At 70.9% G+C, this 14,985-nt stretch carries 11 protein-coding genes; 5 read left to right on the plus strand and 6 right to left on the minus strand.

The window, feature by feature from the left end; translation table 11 throughout:
- Positions 1-313: 313 nt before the first annotated feature.
- The 3 genes from Aco03nite_RS03825 to Aco03nite_RS03835 all read right to left on the minus strand — a co-directional run bounded on the left by Aco03nite_RS03825 (position 314) and on the right by Aco03nite_RS03835 (position 5,176).
- A complete protein-coding gene (locus Aco03nite_RS03825; protein ID WP_203793212.1) occupies positions 314-889 on the minus strand; it encodes a P-loop NTPase family protein in 576 nt (191 codons plus the stop codon).
- Between the two features lie 268 nt (positions 890-1,157).
- On the minus strand, positions 1,158-3,851 hold the full coding sequence (locus Aco03nite_RS03830; protein WP_203793167.1) for a DUF7824 domain-containing protein: 2,694 nt from the start codon (positions 3,849-3,851) through the stop codon (positions 1,158-1,160).
- Positions 3,848-5,176: an SWIM zinc finger family protein gene (locus Aco03nite_RS03835; protein ID WP_203793168.1), complete on the minus strand. Its 1,329-nt coding sequence runs from the start codon at positions 5,174-5,176 to the stop codon at positions 3,848-3,850. The genes Aco03nite_RS03830 and Aco03nite_RS03835 overlap by 4 nt, the downstream gene beginning before the upstream one ends.
- Before the next feature lie 204 nt (positions 5,177-5,380).
- Between Aco03nite_RS03835 and pgi the strand changes: the two genes are divergently transcribed.
- The 4 genes from pgi to Aco03nite_RS03855 are packed head-to-tail and all read left to right on the plus strand — an operon-like array spanning position 5,381 to position 10,635.
- A complete protein-coding gene (gene pgi / locus Aco03nite_RS03840; RefSeq protein ID WP_203793169.1) occupies positions 5,381-7,012 on the plus strand; it encodes a glucose-6-phosphate isomerase in 1,632 nt (543 codons plus the stop codon).
- 60 nt (positions 7,013-7,072) lie between these two features.
- Positions 7,073-8,125, plus strand: coding sequence for a winged helix DNA-binding domain-containing protein (locus tag Aco03nite_RS03845; protein WP_307837626.1), 1,053 nt, complete (start codon positions 7,073-7,075; stop codon positions 8,123-8,125).
- A gap of 31 nt (positions 8,126-8,156) precedes the next feature.
- Positions 8,157-9,449, plus strand: a complete 1,293-nt coding sequence (locus Aco03nite_RS03850; protein WP_203793170.1) for a carbohydrate-binding protein — start codon at positions 8,157-8,159, stop codon at positions 9,447-9,449.
- A gap of 40 nt (positions 9,450-9,489) precedes the next feature.
- Positions 9,490-10,635, plus strand: a complete 1,146-nt coding sequence (locus Aco03nite_RS03855; protein WP_203793171.1) for a dienelactone hydrolase family protein — start codon at positions 9,490-9,492, stop codon at positions 10,633-10,635.
- On the opposite strand, the gene Aco03nite_RS03860 is transcribed toward Aco03nite_RS03855, so the two are convergent.
- Both Aco03nite_RS03860 and Aco03nite_RS03865 read right to left on the minus strand, forming a co-directional pair.
- Entirely contained in the window at positions 10,610-11,773 is a 1,164-nt protein-coding gene (locus Aco03nite_RS03860; protein WP_203793172.1) for an NADAR family protein, read from the minus strand. The genes Aco03nite_RS03855 and Aco03nite_RS03860 overlap by 26 nt on opposite strands.
- The gene (locus Aco03nite_RS03865; RefSeq protein ID WP_203793173.1) at positions 11,733-12,884 is read right to left on the minus strand and encodes an acyltransferase family protein; all 1,152 of its coding nucleotides are present in this window, start codon (positions 12,882-12,884) and stop codon (positions 11,733-11,735) included. Before Aco03nite_RS03865 ends, Aco03nite_RS03860 begins: the two co-directional genes overlap by 41 nt.
- A 26-nt stretch (positions 12,885-12,910) precedes the next feature.
- On the opposite strand from Aco03nite_RS03865, the gene Aco03nite_RS03870 reads away from it, so the two are divergent.
- Complete coding sequence (locus Aco03nite_RS03870) at positions 12,911-13,939, plus strand: alpha/beta hydrolase (RefSeq protein WP_203793174.1); 1,029 nt, start codon at positions 12,911-12,913, stop codon at positions 13,937-13,939.
- Here Aco03nite_RS03870 and Aco03nite_RS03875 read toward each other — a convergent pair.
- A complete protein-coding gene (locus tag Aco03nite_RS03875; RefSeq protein WP_203793175.1) occupies positions 13,913-14,944 on the minus strand; it encodes a nucleoside-diphosphate kinase in 1,032 nt (343 codons plus the stop codon). The genes Aco03nite_RS03870 and Aco03nite_RS03875 overlap by 27 nt on opposite strands.
- Positions 14,945-14,985 lie beyond the last annotated feature (41 nt).

The raw sequence follows: 14,985 nt of genomic DNA on the forward strand, positions 1-14,985 counted from the left end.
AAGCTTTGTTCACCCCCTGGTAAAGGAAGCGCCGTCCGGTCACTGCCGGGCGGCGCTTCCTCGTTGCCAGGCAAACCCCGAAGATCCACACCCTCTTCCGGTACGCCGCAACGATCCACAACCGCAGCGGCCACCGGCCGCCTCGTCCCCGCGAGCCAGGCGTCCCCTCCCGGCATCCCCGCGACCGCCGGGCCAGGAGCGGCCCGTCATCGGCCATCCCCGGCGTTCTGGATCCGGCCCGGCCCGTCACCGGCTGTCCCGGGCGTTCTGGATCCGGCCCGGCCCGTCACCAGCTGTCCCGGGCGCTCCGGCTTCAGCCCGGCCCGTTCGGCAGATTCCGCCCGGCCCAGCCGACGACCTGGCGCCGCCCCCGGAGCCGGACCACGGTCACGTCCGCACCCCGCTCGTCGAGCAGCGCCCGAACCCGTTCACCCGGCCCACCGTGCGTCCGCCAGGACCACCGGACCACGTGCTCCGGATCGGTGAGGATCGTCCACAGCGGCGGTTCGACGTTCCCGTTCCACAGCTGTTCCCGCAGCACCCGCCGCCGGACGGTGCGCCGGAGGACCTGCCGCATCACCAGGCTCCGGGGATGATCCAGCCACAGCACACAGTCCGCCCGGCTGTGCAGCATGTCACCGAGCTTGCTGGTGTACTGCCACTCGGTCACCCACTCCGCCCGCCCCGCGAACGTCGCGACCTCCCCGGCGAACTCCGCCCGCGGCTGCCACCCGGCCCCGTGGTGCAGAGCGTCCAACTCGATCCGGGGCAGCCCCCAGCTCCGCCCGACAGCCGTCGCCAGCGTGGTCTTCCCGGCCCCGGAGACTCCCGCCACGAGCACCCGCCGGGGCCGCACCACCAGTTCGTCATCCCACTCCAACAGAGGCACGGCGCCAGCCTAGAGAGTCCCGCCGGCCCGGTCCGGAAAGGACCGGAGAGGCCGCGCAGGCCACCCCACCCGACCAACCCAGCCCAACCCAGCCCGACTCGACCAACTCACCCCGACCCGACCAAGCCAGCCCAACCCGACCAACCCAGCCCGACCCAACCCAACCCAACCCAACCCGACCCGACCTGACCTGACCAAACCAGCCCAAAACAGCTCGACCCGGCCCGCTCCGACCAGCCTTGGTCCGCCCCGGGCCGGCCCGGGGCGGTCAGGGCCGGCCGGTCAGGATTGCCAGCAGGCGGCGGGACTCCTGGGCCAGGCGGGACGTGCCGGGCAGCGCCGCCGCCTCGGCCAGGCCGGGGATCTCGGCGCGGATGTCCAGGGCGACCGCCACCTGGCTGGCGAGCTCCAGCAGGTCGGGGACGGCCCGGAGTTTCGTCGCCAGCAGTGGTGGCAGCGCCGTGGTCAGCAGCTCCCAGACCGCCGTGGCCGCGCCGCCCCGGAACGCGTCGGTCAGCCCGAGCGTCACCCGGGACAGTTTGACCGTGCCGTCCGCGCACAGATCGGCCAGCGCCGAACCCACCGCCGCCGCGAACGGCTCCGCACCGGCGGCCATCGTCAGGAACGCGTCCACGGCCGAGATCCGGTCCGGCTCGTGTTTCGCACCGAAGCCGTAGACCAGCCCGTACGCCATCCCCGGGCCCACCGGCCCGGTGCACTCGGCGAGCAGCGGCAGCAACCTGCCGTCACCACGCTGCCCCTGGTCGGCGAAGGAACCCAGATCACCGAGCGCCCACGCCGCCGCGACCTCCCGATGGTGCGGCACCACCATGGCGAGCACCGCTTCGACACCGTCGAACTCGTTCGGAGACCACCGTGGATGCCGGCCCGGCTGATGGGTGAGCAGCTGCCGCTCCAGGCGCAGGCCGCCGTCTCGGGCCGGGGTGAGCCGGGCGCCCATCCGCCGGGGCACCGGGACGTCCCACGTGTACGCCCCGGCATCGTTGCGCTCACCCACCTGTGCGCACGGCTCGCTGACCGGATCGGGCAGCCCACCGGCGGCCAGCCACTGCGCGAACTGCCGCCCGGCCGGTGACGTGAGCTCCGCCGCCGCGGCCGTGACCTCGGCGGCGACGCCGGTTCGCGGCAGCCGCAGCAGCGCCTGCTCCAGGTCGAACGACCACGGCTGCCAGCCTTCCGCCTCGGCCCGGGACAGCCGCTCCAGCAGGGCCGCCGGGTCGATGCTCCCGTTCACCCGGGTGGGGGTGGCGACCAGCATCGGCATCATCGAACCGTTGATCCGCACCGCGATCTCGGCGGCCCGCAACGCCAGGACACCGGTCGGGTCGGCGGCCAGTTTCGAGTTGCCACCGCCGCGCCGGCCCTCCTGCCAGGCGATCCGCACCGAGGTGTGCAGCTGCTGGTGGCCGGTGTCGTGCCGGGGCGGATCGGTGGCCATCCGGATCGCGGTGCCCAGGCCGTGGAACGGCGAACCGGTGTTCCACTGGTTGGTGTCGAACCAGCCGGAATGCCGCTGAAGGATCGGGGCCAGGGCGGCGGCGAACTCGTCCCGCGGCCCCTGGGCGTGCAGGGTGACGACCGCGGCCAGGACCCGCTCCCAGCGGACCCCGGTCTGGTCGTGCAGCAGAACCACCACCTCCTCGGCCAGCTCGGCGGCGGAGGCGATCGGCGGTGGCATCGGCGCCACCTCGAGTGCGGTCAGGGGCACCGGCTCCGGGGCGGCGGCCATGGTGGTGCCGAACAGCTCGGCGGCCCGGGCGGTCAGGTCGCCGGCCAGCAGCACCGAGTTGCCGGCGATCAGGGCGACGGTGTCCGCCCGGAGCCCGGCCAGCTGCTTGGCGATCATGATCAGGGCGCGCTCCTGGACGTCCAGCGCGGGATGCCCGAACGCGCCGGCCAGGGTCCGGTAGACGTCGTCCACCCGCGACGGGTCACGCTTCGCCACCTTCTCCAGCCAGGTGATCTGCGCCTTGACCAGGGTCTTCTCTTTACGCACCAGCACCGGGGCGCTGACGTCGAGCAGCGTGTCCACGTCGAGACGGCCGGCGTCGTCGAGGGCCCGCAGCATGCTCTGGGCCAGGGCGGCGATCGGGCCGGGCGCCTCGGCCAGCAGACGGAGATGATCCGGCGCGTACTCGGCGATCTCGTCGACCGTGGGCGCCAGCTTCTCGTGCAGCACCACGAACGGGCGCAGCGCGTTCGGTTTGTCGCCGCGGGCCAGCCGGTCGATCGTCGCCGCCAGCACCGTCTTGCGCTCCAGCCGGCCCTCGGCGACTAGGGCGCCGACCGCGCCGGGGAACCGGGTGACGGTGCCCGGGTTGTCGGAGCCGTCACCCCAGGCCGTGTTGAAGATGTCGGCGCCGAGGCCGTCGAACTCGAACACCGAGGGCAGGAGCAGGTCCAGGTACGGGTCGTCGCGCATCCGCATCGTCAACGGCGGCACCCGCTTGCCGCGCGGGCGGATCAGCCGGCCCAGCCAGCCCTTGACGACACCCTCGATGACCGGCGGCTCCGCCCCGCCGGCCCGGATGATCGCGGCGGCGAATTCCCACTCGGTGCTGTCCCACACGTTCCGGGTGGAGAGCCGCTGGGCCAGCCGGTGCCCCAGATCGCCCATCCAGTCCACCTCGCGGGCGGTGGCGACGTCGGTGAGGAAACCGAGCGGCATGAAGCGCCAGTGGTCGCGCAGGGCACGGCGGGTGAGCAACGCCGCCGCTTTCTGCGCGGTCGGCGCGGTGCCCACCACGGCGATGGCGTAACTCCCGGCCGGGTGGATCTGGGCCCGCCACCAGTCCGACGGGTCCGCGCCCTTGATCCCGGCCTCGACCGTCTTGAAGAACGCCAGGCGCTCGGCCTCGGTGGCACCGAGCAGCAGCGCGGTGACCCCGGCGCCGTTGTCCCGGCCGGCCAGCTCCTCCAGGGTCTCCCAGCTCAGGCTCATGCGGTCACCTCCGCGGCCTCGAAAACCGCGCCGGACCGGACCAGCCGCACCGCCAGGGCGTGCTTGCACGGGCCGCGCTCACCGCGGTACTTCGCCCACCACGGGCAGGTGCAGGAGGTGGCGTCGCGCACGTGGTAGATCTCGTCGCCGCTGCGCACCACCGACACCTCGGGGCCGTCGGTCACCGCGCCGGCCGCGGCCAGCGCCCGGGCGCCGGCCAGCCGCGGGTTCATCTTCTCCACCACCTCCGCCGAGTACGGCAGGGTGCGGTGGAAGTAGCCCGCCTCGGCCACGTCGTAGCCGACCCGCCCGGCCGTGCCGAGCTGGGTGAGCGCGTCCCGGACCCGGGCCGCGCCCAGGCCGGAGCTGACGGCCAGCGCGTCCACGTCGATCGTCGGATCCCACGAGAGCAGGGCGCTGACCAGATCGGCGTCGTCGGCCGCCTCGTCACTGACCAGCGCGTCGAGGACGGCGCCCTCCCCGGAGAACCCCCGGTACGGCTCCGGGGACAGCGTCAGCGACAGCCGCAGGGTCGGCGAACTCAGCTCCCACGTGCTGGCCACCGGGCCACTCCCGGCCGCGACTGCCGGGCCGTGGACCGTGAGCCGGACCCCGTACCGCAGGAAGGGTTTGAGGGCTGCCAGCCGCCCGGCGCCCGGCAGGCAGACCGCGCCCGGCACCGGCCTCGAGGTGAAGCGCAGCGAACGGCCGGCCGGGACCGCCCACAGCACAGATTTGTCGTTGGCGGGCAGCCGGTTGAGCAGCATCCGCGCCTCGGCCACGCCGATCTCGGCGCGCGCGTCGAACCGGGAGGTGAGGACCTGTGCCTCGGCGAACCCGCGCAGCCAGCGCGACGGCAACGGCACCTTGCGCTCGACCAGCTCACCGTCGAACGTGGTCACCGTCAGGTCGTCCGGCCCGACCGCGACGTGCATCGGATCGGTGCGCCCGACCCGGGTCAGCGCCCGCTGCAGCGGCAGGTTGACGTCCACGTTGGTGGTGCCGTGCGCGAGGATCTCGCCGTCCAGCCCGCCGGGCAGCACGTCCATCCGCGCGTAGACCCCGCAGCACCCGGAGAACGACTCGAACCGCAGCCGGTCCGACCCGGCGGTCACCACCGGGTCCAGGCTGGCCGGCGGCAGCGGCCGGAAATAGCGCGTGCGGGCCACTTCGGCCACCGCGAGCAGCCCGGTGGCAGCCGCCCCGGGGTCGGTCAGGAACCCGGCGAAGAAACGCGGATGAGCCGCCGGCCCACCGGAGGTCTGCAGGGTGAGCCTGTCGTCGAGGGCCGACGAGCCGAGGTACGAGTACGCCGCGGAAACCATGCCGGGAACCGTAGAGAACGGGTACGACATTTTCGTCGGACGTACGGATGGTTCATCGGAGTGAGAAGACGGACACCGAGACGGCGGCGGTACGTTCGGGGGACTAACCTCGCGGACAGGACACGTCCGAGCGGCCGGTTCGCAGGTGCCGGGCACCGGATCGTGCCACGATTTGTGCGTCGTCCAGGTTCGAGAGTGGGAAAGATGAGCGAACACGTTTCCGACAGTGCCGAGTGGCAGACTCTTCAGGGCCTCGCCGAGAAGTTCTCCGCGGTGCACCTGCGCGACCTGTTCGGCAGCGACCCGCAGCGTGGTGAGCGCTACGCCGCCGAGGTCGCCGGCCTCTACGTCGACTACAGCAAGAACCTGGTCACCGACGAGGTGCTGAGCGCGCTGACCGCGCTGGCGCAGCGGGCGAAGCTGACCGAGAAGATCGGCGCGATGTTCTCCGGCGAGCACATCAACATCACCGAGGACCGCGCCGTCCTTCACACCGCCCTGCGCCTGCCGCGGGACGCGTCTCTGGTCGTCGACGGGCAGGACGTGGTCGCCGACGTGCACCAGGTCCTGGACAAGATGGGCGCGTTCGCCGACAAGGTCCGCTCCGGGGAGTGGAAGGGCCACACCGGCGAGCACATCAAGACGATCGTCAACATCGGCATCGGCGGCTCCGACCTGGGCCCGGTGATGGCGTACGAGGCGCTGAAAGATTTCACCCAGCGCGACATCGAGTGCCGTTTCGTCTCGAACATCGACCCCACCGACCTGTTCGAGAAGACCCACGACCTGGACCCGGCCACCACCCTGTTCATCGTGGTGTCCAAGACCTTCACCACCCAGGAGACGCTGACCAACGCCAAGGAGGCACGCTCCTGGCTGCTGGAGGGTCTCGGCGGGGACGCGGCGGCGGTCGCCAGGCACTTCGTCGCGGTCAGCACCAACGCGGCGAAGGTCGCCGACTTCGGCATCGACACCGACAACATGTTCGGGTTCTGGGACTGGGTCGGCGGGCGTTACTCGCTGCCGTCCGCGGTCGGCCTGTCGGTGCTGATCGCGATCGGCAAGGAGCGCTTCGCCGAGATGCTCACCGGCTACCACGCCGTCGACGAGCACTTCCGCAGCACGCCGATCGAGCGCAACATCCCGGCCCTGCTCGGCCTGATCAACGTCTGGTACGACACGTTCCTCGGCGCCCAGTCGCACGCCGTCCTGCCGTACGCGCAGTACCTGCACCGCTTCGCCGCCTACCTGCAGCAGCTCACCATGGAGAGCAACGGCAAGTCGGTGCGGATCAGCGGCGAGCCGGCCACCTTCCAGACCGGTGAGATCTTCTGGGGCGAGCCCGGCACCAACGGCCAGCACGCCTTCTACCAGCTGATCCACCAGGGCACCAAGCTGATCCCGGCGGACTTCATCGGCTTCAGCAAGCCCAACCACGACATCGGCGAGATGCACGACCTGCTGATGTCGAACTTCCTGGCGCAGACCGGGGCGCTCGCCTTCGGCCGCTCGCTGGAGCAGGTCGAGGCCGAGGGCACCGACCCGAAGATCGCGCCGCACCGGGTCATGCAGGGCAACCACCCGACCACCACGATCCTCGCCGAGAGCCTCACCCCGGCGACGTTCGGGCAGCTGGTGGCGCTCTACGAGCACATCACGTTCACCCAGGGCGTGATCTGGGAGATCAACTCGTTCGACCAGTGGGGTGTGGAGCTCGGCAAGGTGATGGCCAACCAGCTGGCGCCGAAGCTGACGTCCCGGGAGACCCCGGCCGACGACGCCGACTCGTCGACGAACGCGCTGATCAAGCGGTACCGGACCCAGCGCGGCCGCTGACATCAGGCCCTGGGTGGCAGACCCCGCGGGGTCTGCCACCCAGGACCTAGGCTTAGGGCCGTGGATGTCGACACGGCCCTGAGCCACCGGATGACCAGTCTGCTGCTCGGATCTCGTTCGAAACCGGACGTGGCGAGCATCGTCGAGTGGTTCGGCGCGATGCAGGCGCAGGATCTCAACAGCGTGCTGTGGTCGCTCGGCGCGCGGCTGCCCGGGGTGACCCTGCCCGAGGTGGTGGCCGCGACCGAGCGCCGCGACGTGGTCCGCACCTGGCCGATGCGCGGCACCGTCCACCTGATCCCGTCCGCCGACGCGCACTGGATGCTGGAGCTGGCCGGCGTGCGGGCGCTGGCCGGCGCGGCGAAACGCCGCGAGACCCTCGGCCTGTCCGAGAGGGACGCGGACCGGGCGGCCGACATCCTCGGCGAGGCCCTCACCGGCGGTGGTCGCCTGACACGATCGGAGTGCGTGGCCGCGATCGATGCGGGCGGCGTCCCGGTCACCGGCCAACTCGGTTACCACCTGCTCTGGTACGCCAGCCAGAAGGGCATCACGGCGATCGCCCCCAACCGCGGCAGCGAGCAGACGTTCGTCCTGCTCGACGAGTGGGCGACGGATCGCAACACGCCGTCCCGCGACGAGGGCCTGGCGATCCTGGCGCACCGCTATTTCCGCTCGCACGGCCCGGCCACGATCAAGGACTTCGCCGGCTGGACCTTCCTGACGATGGCCGACGCGCGCAAGGGTGTGGCCGCTGCCGGATTGCAGCAGGTGGGCGACATGTGGGCCGATCCGGAGGTGCTGGACGCGCCGCCGGTGACGGGCTGGCGTGCGCTGCCGGGCTTCGACGAGTACATGCTGGGTTACAAGGACCGCTCCATGATGGCCACCCCGGAGCAGGTGGCCGCGATCATCCCCGGCGGCAACGGCGTCTTCCAGTCCACCCTGGTCCGCGACGGGCGGGTGATGGCCACCTGGAAACGAACGATCGGCAAGAAGGCGGTGACCGTGACGGTCCTGCCGCTGGCCGAGTTCGACCTGGCCGAGGCTTCGGTGGCGCTGGAACCGTTCGCCGCTTATCTGGGACTTCCGTTAATAGTTAAGACACCTTGATATTCACAGTTGTGAACGCCAGTATGGGGGCATGCGAGTTCGACGTTCGTTGATGTCGCTTGCCGCTGGGGTGTTGGTGGCGAGTGGGGCTGTGCTGGGATTCCAGCCGACCGGGGCGGCCGCCGTCGCCTGTTCCTCGACGACCTGGGCCGAAGGTGTCAGCTACACCGCCGGCCAGCAGGTCACCTATCAGTCCACGCTCTATCAGGCGCTCGTCACGCACACCGCCTATGCCGGCACCGGCTGGAATCCGGCGGCCACCCCGACACTCTGGACCTCGCTGGGGGCCTGTACCGGCGGCGGCGGAAGCCCGTCACCGTCGCCCTCCACGTCACCGTCGCCCTCCACGTCACCGTCTCCGTCCAACCCGACCGGCTGCGGCGTCAAGGGGCGACCGGCCGGCAAGGTGCTCCAGGGTTACTGGGAGAACTGGGACGGCGCCTCGAACGGCGTGCACCCGGGCCTGGGCTGGATCCCGATCAACGACTCCCGGATCACCCAGCACGGCTACAACGTGCTGATGGCGGCCTTCCCGGTGATCCGCCCGGACGGGACCGTGCTCTGGGAGAACGGCATGGACTCCGGGGTCAAGGTGCCCACCGTCGCCGAGATCTGTGCGGCCAAGGCGCAGGGCGCGACGGTCCTGATGTCGATCGGCGGCGCCACCGCGGGCGTCGACCTCAGTTCCAGTACGGTCGCCGACAGGTTCGTGGCGACGATCGTGCCGATTCTGAAGGCGTACCACTTCGACGGCATCGACATCGACATCGAGACCGGGCTGACCGGCAGCGGCAGCATCACCACCCTGTCGACGTCGCAGGCCAACCTGATCCGGATCATCGACGGGGTCCTCGCCGCGATGCCGTCGAACTTCGGGCTCACCATGGCGCCGGAAACCGCGTACGTCACCGGCGGTTCGGTGGTCTACGGCTCGATCTGGGGCTCGTACCTGCCGATCATCAAGAAGTACCTGGACAACGGCCGGCTGTGGTGGCTGAACATGCAGTACTACAACGGCAGCATGTACGGCTGCTCCGGTGACACGTACAACGCCGGCACGGTCGCCGGGTTCACCGCGCAGACCCAGTGCCTGAACAACGGGCTGACGATCCAGGGCACGACCATCCGGATCCCGTACGACAAGCAGGTCCCGGGGTTGCCCGCCCAGCCCGGCGCCGGGGGTGGCTACCTGACGCCCGCCTTGGTGAGTCAGGCCTACCACAGCGTCCCCGGCATCAAGGGGCTGATGACCTGGTCCATCAACTGGGACGGTTCGAAGGCCTGGACCTTCGGCAACAACGTCAAGGCGCTGCAGGGTCGATAGAACCGGTAGCGTCGGCATTCCATCGATAGATAGGAATGTCATGAAGCGGCGCTCGGTGATCTCCCTACCCGCGGTCGCGCTGGCCGCCCCGCATCTGGCTGGTGCGCGGGCGGCCGCCGGCTTCGAGGGCCCGTCGGTGATCGACGGCAACCTGCCGGTCTTCTACGAGCGCCTCCGCGACGAGCTGACCTTCCCACTGGGCTGGCAGCGGTCCGGTGGCCGGGACTGGAAACGCCGGGCCCGCGCCACCGTCGAGGACCTGCTCCAGCAGCCGCCGGACCGCACCGCCTTCGACCCGGAGGTGATCGACGAGCAGCCCGGTCCGGGCTACCGGCGGCGCCAGCTCGTCTTCGACGTCACCCGGCACAGCCGCGTCCGCGCCACCATGCTGATCCCGGACGGCCCTGGCCCGTTCCCGGCCGCCCTGCTGCTGCACGACCACGGCGCCCGCTTCGACATCGGCAAGGAAAAGCTGATCCAGCCGTGGTACGACGAAACCCGCCTCGCCTCGGCCACCGCCTGGTCGGCCAGGTATTTCAGCGGCCGGTTCGTCGGCGACCAGCTGGCCGCCCGGGGTTACGTGGTCCTGGCCGTCGACGCCCTCGGCTGGGGTGACCGCGGCGGCCTCACCTACGAGAACCAGCAGGCCCTGGCCAGCAACCTGTTCCACCTGGGCTCGTCACCGGCCGGGTTGATGGCCCGCGAGGACGTCCGGGCCGCGGCGCTGCTGGCGGCCCTGCCGGAGGTGGACGCCCGCCGGATCGCGGCCGTCGGTTTCTCGATGGGCGGTTACCGCGCGTGGCAGGTGGCAGCCCTCTCCGACCACATCGCCGCCACCGTCTCGGTCTGCTGGATGACCGGTCTGAAGGAGATGATGGTGCCCGGCAACAACACGCTGCGCGGGCAGTCGGCGTTCTACATGCTGCATCCCGGCCTCTACCGGCACCTGGACATCCCGGACGTGGCGAGCCTGGCCGCCCCGCGACCGATGTTCGTCATGGGCGGCGAGCTGGATCCACTGTTCACCGCGGCGGGTGTCGCCGTGGCGTACCGGAAGATGGAAAGGGTCTGGGCCGCGCAGCGGTCGTCCCGCAACCTGCGGACGAAGACCTGGCCCGGACTCGGCCACGTCTTCACCGCCGAGATGCAGGACGAGGCGCTCAACTGGCTGGCCGCGAATCTCTGACCGCGTCCGCGGCGAGTTCCGAACGGGCCACCTCCAGCAGCCGGCCCACCCAGTTGGTGCCCTCCTGCCCGGACACCGACCAGTACCGGGACTCCGCATCCCCGGCGAGCAACCGCGCGTCACCGGTCCCCAGCAGCACCGCCGCCACCGCGGGGTTCCGCCGGTACTTGTCCCGGAGCAGCTCCAGCATCACCGCGAGCCGCCGTTCGGCCCAGTCCGGACGGCGGGGCGCCTCCATCCCGGCCGTCCGGGCGTCGTGACCCCGGTCGGCCGCGGCGATCCGGTCGTGCCACGCCGGATCGTCCGTCGACAGCGCCCAGTAGGCGTGCTCCACACTGCGGTACTCACGTCCGTCGTGGACGACCGCCGCCGGGTACCCGTTCTGCAGCACCTCGACCCCGGGGTCGGCCGGCCACCCGTTCGGCCAGTGCCGCCGGCCGAACGTCACCGGGGCCGCCGCCGCGATCTCCGGCCCGTCGGCGGTCCGGCGCGCCTCCCACCGTTCGAGCGCGGGCCGCTCCCGGCGGAAATAGTCCAGGGCCCAGTCCCGCTTCTTCGGTGACACCACCAGGGTCCGGCCGTGGGCGCGCGCGGCGATCCGGTCGCCGTCCGCCGCCAGCAGAACCCTTGCCGGTACGTCGTTCTGGTCCATGTCCCCGAGGAAGAAGATCCGGCGGTGCTCGGGAATCGCCAGGTAGGCGGCGCGCGCCGCTTCGAGCAGCACCGGCGTGGGCTCCTCGGCGTAGTCGACGAACGCGGTGTAGGCGCGGTGCGACGAGTCGGGCCGGTCGTTGAGCCGGTCCAGTTCGTCGGCGAGGTCACCGAGCAGCATCTCGGCGGTCCACCGCTGCTCGGCCGGGCCGATGGTGACCGGGCCGAGACCCGGGACGAACACCTCGGTCCCCTCGGGCGGGCGCAGCACGAGTGTCCCGTCGGCCAGGGCGGCACGGAGCCCGGCCAGGTCGGTGCCGGAACCGTACCCCCAGCTCACCCGGCCATCGGCGAAGTACCGCAGATGCTCCAGGCGGTACCGGTGGACCTTCCTGATCGCGTCGTACTCACTGGTGTAGATCAGGCGCTGCAGGCCGTGGACGACGTCACCGTCGACTGTCCGCCAGGTGGGGGTGCTTTCCGGCATCCGCCGACCATAGACGCTGGCCTGGTGTCTCGATCCAGCGGTGGGTGGCCCAGGACACGCCGAGGACCATGGTCAGGTAACCGGCGGCGAGCAGCGGATCGGGGACCGAAGAGGACAGCAGCGGGCGGGTCAGCTCCAGCACCACGTAGTGGACCAGGTAGATCGAATAGCTGAGCACGCCGATCCGGGACAGCCACGCCGGGACCGGCCGGTGCCGCAGCCGCATGCCCAGGGCGAAACCGCCGCCGATCACCAGCAGCGTGATCACCGAGCGGGTGACGTAGCGGGGCGTCAGCGCGTCCAGGTCGGCCAGCTCCCGCAGCCAGACCGCCAGCAGGCAGGACGCCACCACCGCGAGCACCGCACCGGCCCGCCACCACGGGATCCGGCCGTGGTCGGCGCGGTGGATCTCGGTGCCGGCGAACATCACCGCCACGATCAGCAGACCGTCCCGGGTGTGTGCCGGATCCATGTTCAAGGTCAACAGCGTCAGCGTCAGTACGCCCACCAGCAGGCCGCCGGCCACCTCCGCCCAGCGCCGGCGGGACAGCACACCGGCCAGCCCCAGCACCAGCAGGACCGTGGTGATCACCGGGACCTGGCCCAGCCGCAGCGGCACCAGCGGGGCGGTGAGCGCACCGGCCAGCGCCAGGATCACCGCGGGCCACGACGAGCTCGTCACCCGTACCGCAAAAAGGCCTGTGACCAGAAGGTAGAAAGCCATCTCGAACGAGAGCGTCCAGAAGACGGCGGTGATCAACGGCACACCGGTCAGGAACGGCAGCATGATCACGTGACCCAGCAGGCCCGGCCCGTCCACCGGCGTGCCGGTCAGCACCAGGACCGCGCCGACCGCCAGATAGAGCGGCAGCAGACGGCGCGCCCGGCTCGACCAGAACCGGCGCAGATCCCCGTGCCGCTCCAGCGAGGCCGGGATGATGTAGCCGCTGACCAGGAAGAACAGCATCACCCCGGCGGGCCCCGCGTGCAGCCACTCGCCGGTGACCGCGCGCAGATCGGTGAAGACCAGCCGGGTCAGATGGGCGTAGAGCACCAGGAGGACAGCGACGGCGCGCAGCGCGTCGAGCCAAGCCAACCTGGGTGCGGACATCCGGAAAAGATAGTTGACTCTTCCCCATGTCGATATGGACCACCGAACTCGCCGGCACCCTGCACCACGACACGATCGATTCGCGGGTGCTGCGCGGCAACCCGCTCGGCGACCCCCACGAGCGGCCCCTCTGGGTCTACACCCCGCCCGGGTACGAGCAGGGCGACCAGCGGTACCCGAGCATCTACGTGATCCAGGGCTACTCCGGTCAGGTCACCGCCTGGGCCAACCGGCAGCCGTTCCGGAAACCCTTCATCGAGACCGCCGACCAGGTCTTCGCCAGTGGCGAGGCGCCGCCGTGCGTGATCGTCTACGTCGACGCGTGGACCGCCTACGGGGGCTCCCAGTTCGTCGACTCGCCCGGCACCGGGAATTACCACACCTACCTCTGCGACGAGGTCGTCCCCTACGTCGACCGGCATTACCGGACCATCCCGGACCGGGAGTCCCGGGCCATCACCGGCAAGTCGTCCGGCGGCTTCGGCGCGATGATCACGCCGATGCTGCGGCCCGACCTGTTCGGGGCACTCGCCACCCACGCCGGCGACGCGCTGTACGAATACTGCTACCTCAGCGAATTCGGCAAGGCGGCCCGGGCGCTGCGGTCCTACGACCACGACATCCTGGCGTACTGGAAGGACTTCCAGTCCCGGATCGCGTTCACCAAGGAAGAGGACATGCTCCTCGTCCTGGTGCTCGGCTGCACCGCGGCGTTCTCCGCCGACCCCGACGGCACCCCGCGCCTGCCGTTCGACCCGCGGTCCGGGCAGATCCGGCCCGAGGTGTGGGAACGCTGGCTGGAGTGGGATCCGATCCGGATGATCGACAGGTACGCCGATCAGATGCGCTCGCTGCGGGCCGTCTGGATCGACGCCGGGACCAGTGACGAATGGTTCCTCGACCTGGGCGCCGAAGCGTTCAAGGACGGGCTGCTGCGGGTCGGCGTACCGCAGGAGAAGATCGCCTTCGAACTGTTCCCCGGCAAACACGGCGGCATGGACCACCGTTATCCGCTGGCGGTCGCCTGGCTAGCCGAGCGGCTCCAGCGGGACTGAGACGAAACGGGGAGCGGGTGTCGTCGGCGGCTGCCACCGGTCCGTCCAGCAGTTGCGGATGCCCCGCTCCCGCAGCGCCCGCACACCACGGCGCACCGCGGACCGGCTCCCGATCGCGATCGCCTCGCCGCCGGAGAAACCCGCGTGCAGTGCCAGCAGCACGATCTGCCGGGCCGGGGTGCCGGGCAGGGCGTGACACAGCGCGGTGACCGTCGAGTCCAGGGTGTGCTCACGATCCGGAGCCAGAAAGACGGCCCGCTCACCGTCGTCCAGCCGAACCGGCCCCGGATCCGCCGGAATCCCCTGAATCAGCGGCCACACCTCACCCACCACGGCGGTCACATCGAACGGCACGTCCCCCGGCGGCCGCCGCGCAACCGTCCCGTTCGCGGCTTTCCCGCTGCCGCCGGGCTCTACCTTTCCCTTTCCCGGCGGGTTCCCCTCGTCTGCTGAATTCCCGGTGCCGCCGGATTTCTCCTTGCCCTCGGGTTTTTCCTCGCCAACGGATTTCTCCTCGCCACCGGATTTCTCCTTGCCCGCGAGTTTCTCGGTGGCGTTGACCAAGTGTGCGCGTTGCCGGGTCAGCTCGTCGCGTTGCTCGGCGGCGTGGACCACGTTCGCGTAGGGGCCGTTCGCGAACATGCCCCGGATCTTCCGCTTCACCCGCCGGGCCGCCTCGAACGCGTCCGGCCCGCTGACCAGCAGCACCTCGGACGGCGCCGTCGTCAGATAGCGATCCAGGAACGCGAGCGTCAACCGGTGGCCCGCGTCGTCATACTCGGCCCAGAGCGCCCGCACATCCGCCGGAGTGAGGGTGACCCCGAACCGGCCGTCGACCCGCAGACCGGCCGCCTCCACCACACGCTCCACGTGACCGGTCAGCCCCAGGCGCAGGCAGTCCGGTTTCAGCAGGAGAAACGCGTCGATGGAAGGCTCCTCGAATCGGTGACCGCCGCGGGCCGGCGCCTGGTTCCCTACCGGTGACCGGTGCCGGTGACCGGTCACCTTTCGGCGCCGGTCACCGGATCCTATGGAACGGCGGCAAC

Source organism: Actinoplanes couchii (assembly GCF_016862075.1).
GTDB lineage: Bacteria > Actinomycetota > Actinomycetes > Mycobacteriales > Micromonosporaceae > Actinoplanes > Actinoplanes couchii.

Excerpts from the sequence above, each read along its gene's own strand:
- Aco03nite_RS03835 (WP_203793168.1), bottom strand. The coding sequence starts at position 5,176 with ATGGTTTCCGCGGCGTACTCGTACCTCGGCTCGTCGGCCCTCGACGAC.
- Aco03nite_RS03850 (WP_203793170.1), top strand. The coding sequence starts at position 8,157 with ATGCGAGTTCGACGTTCGTTGATGTCGCTTGCCGCTGGGGTGTTGGTG.
- Aco03nite_RS03860 (WP_203793172.1), bottom strand. The coding sequence starts at position 11,773 with ATGCCGGAAAGCACCCCCACCTGGCGGACAGTCGACGGTGACGTCGTC.
- Aco03nite_RS03855 (WP_203793171.1), top strand. The coding sequence starts at position 9,490 with ATGAAGCGGCGCTCGGTGATCTCCCTACCCGCGGTCGCGCTGGCCGCC.
- Aco03nite_RS03865 (WP_203793173.1), bottom strand. The coding sequence starts at position 12,884 with ATGTCCGCACCCAGGTTGGCTTGGCTCGACGCGCTGCGCGCCGTCGCT.
- pgi (WP_203793169.1), top strand. The coding sequence starts at position 5,381 with ATGAGCGAACACGTTTCCGACAGTGCCGAGTGGCAGACTCTTCAGGGC.
- Aco03nite_RS03830 (WP_203793167.1), bottom strand. The coding sequence starts at position 3,851 with ATGAGCCTGAGCTGGGAGACCCTGGAGGAGCTGGCCGGCCGGGACAAC.
- Aco03nite_RS03870 (WP_203793174.1), top strand. The coding sequence starts at position 12,911 with ATGTCGATATGGACCACCGAACTCGCCGGCACCCTGCACCACGACACG.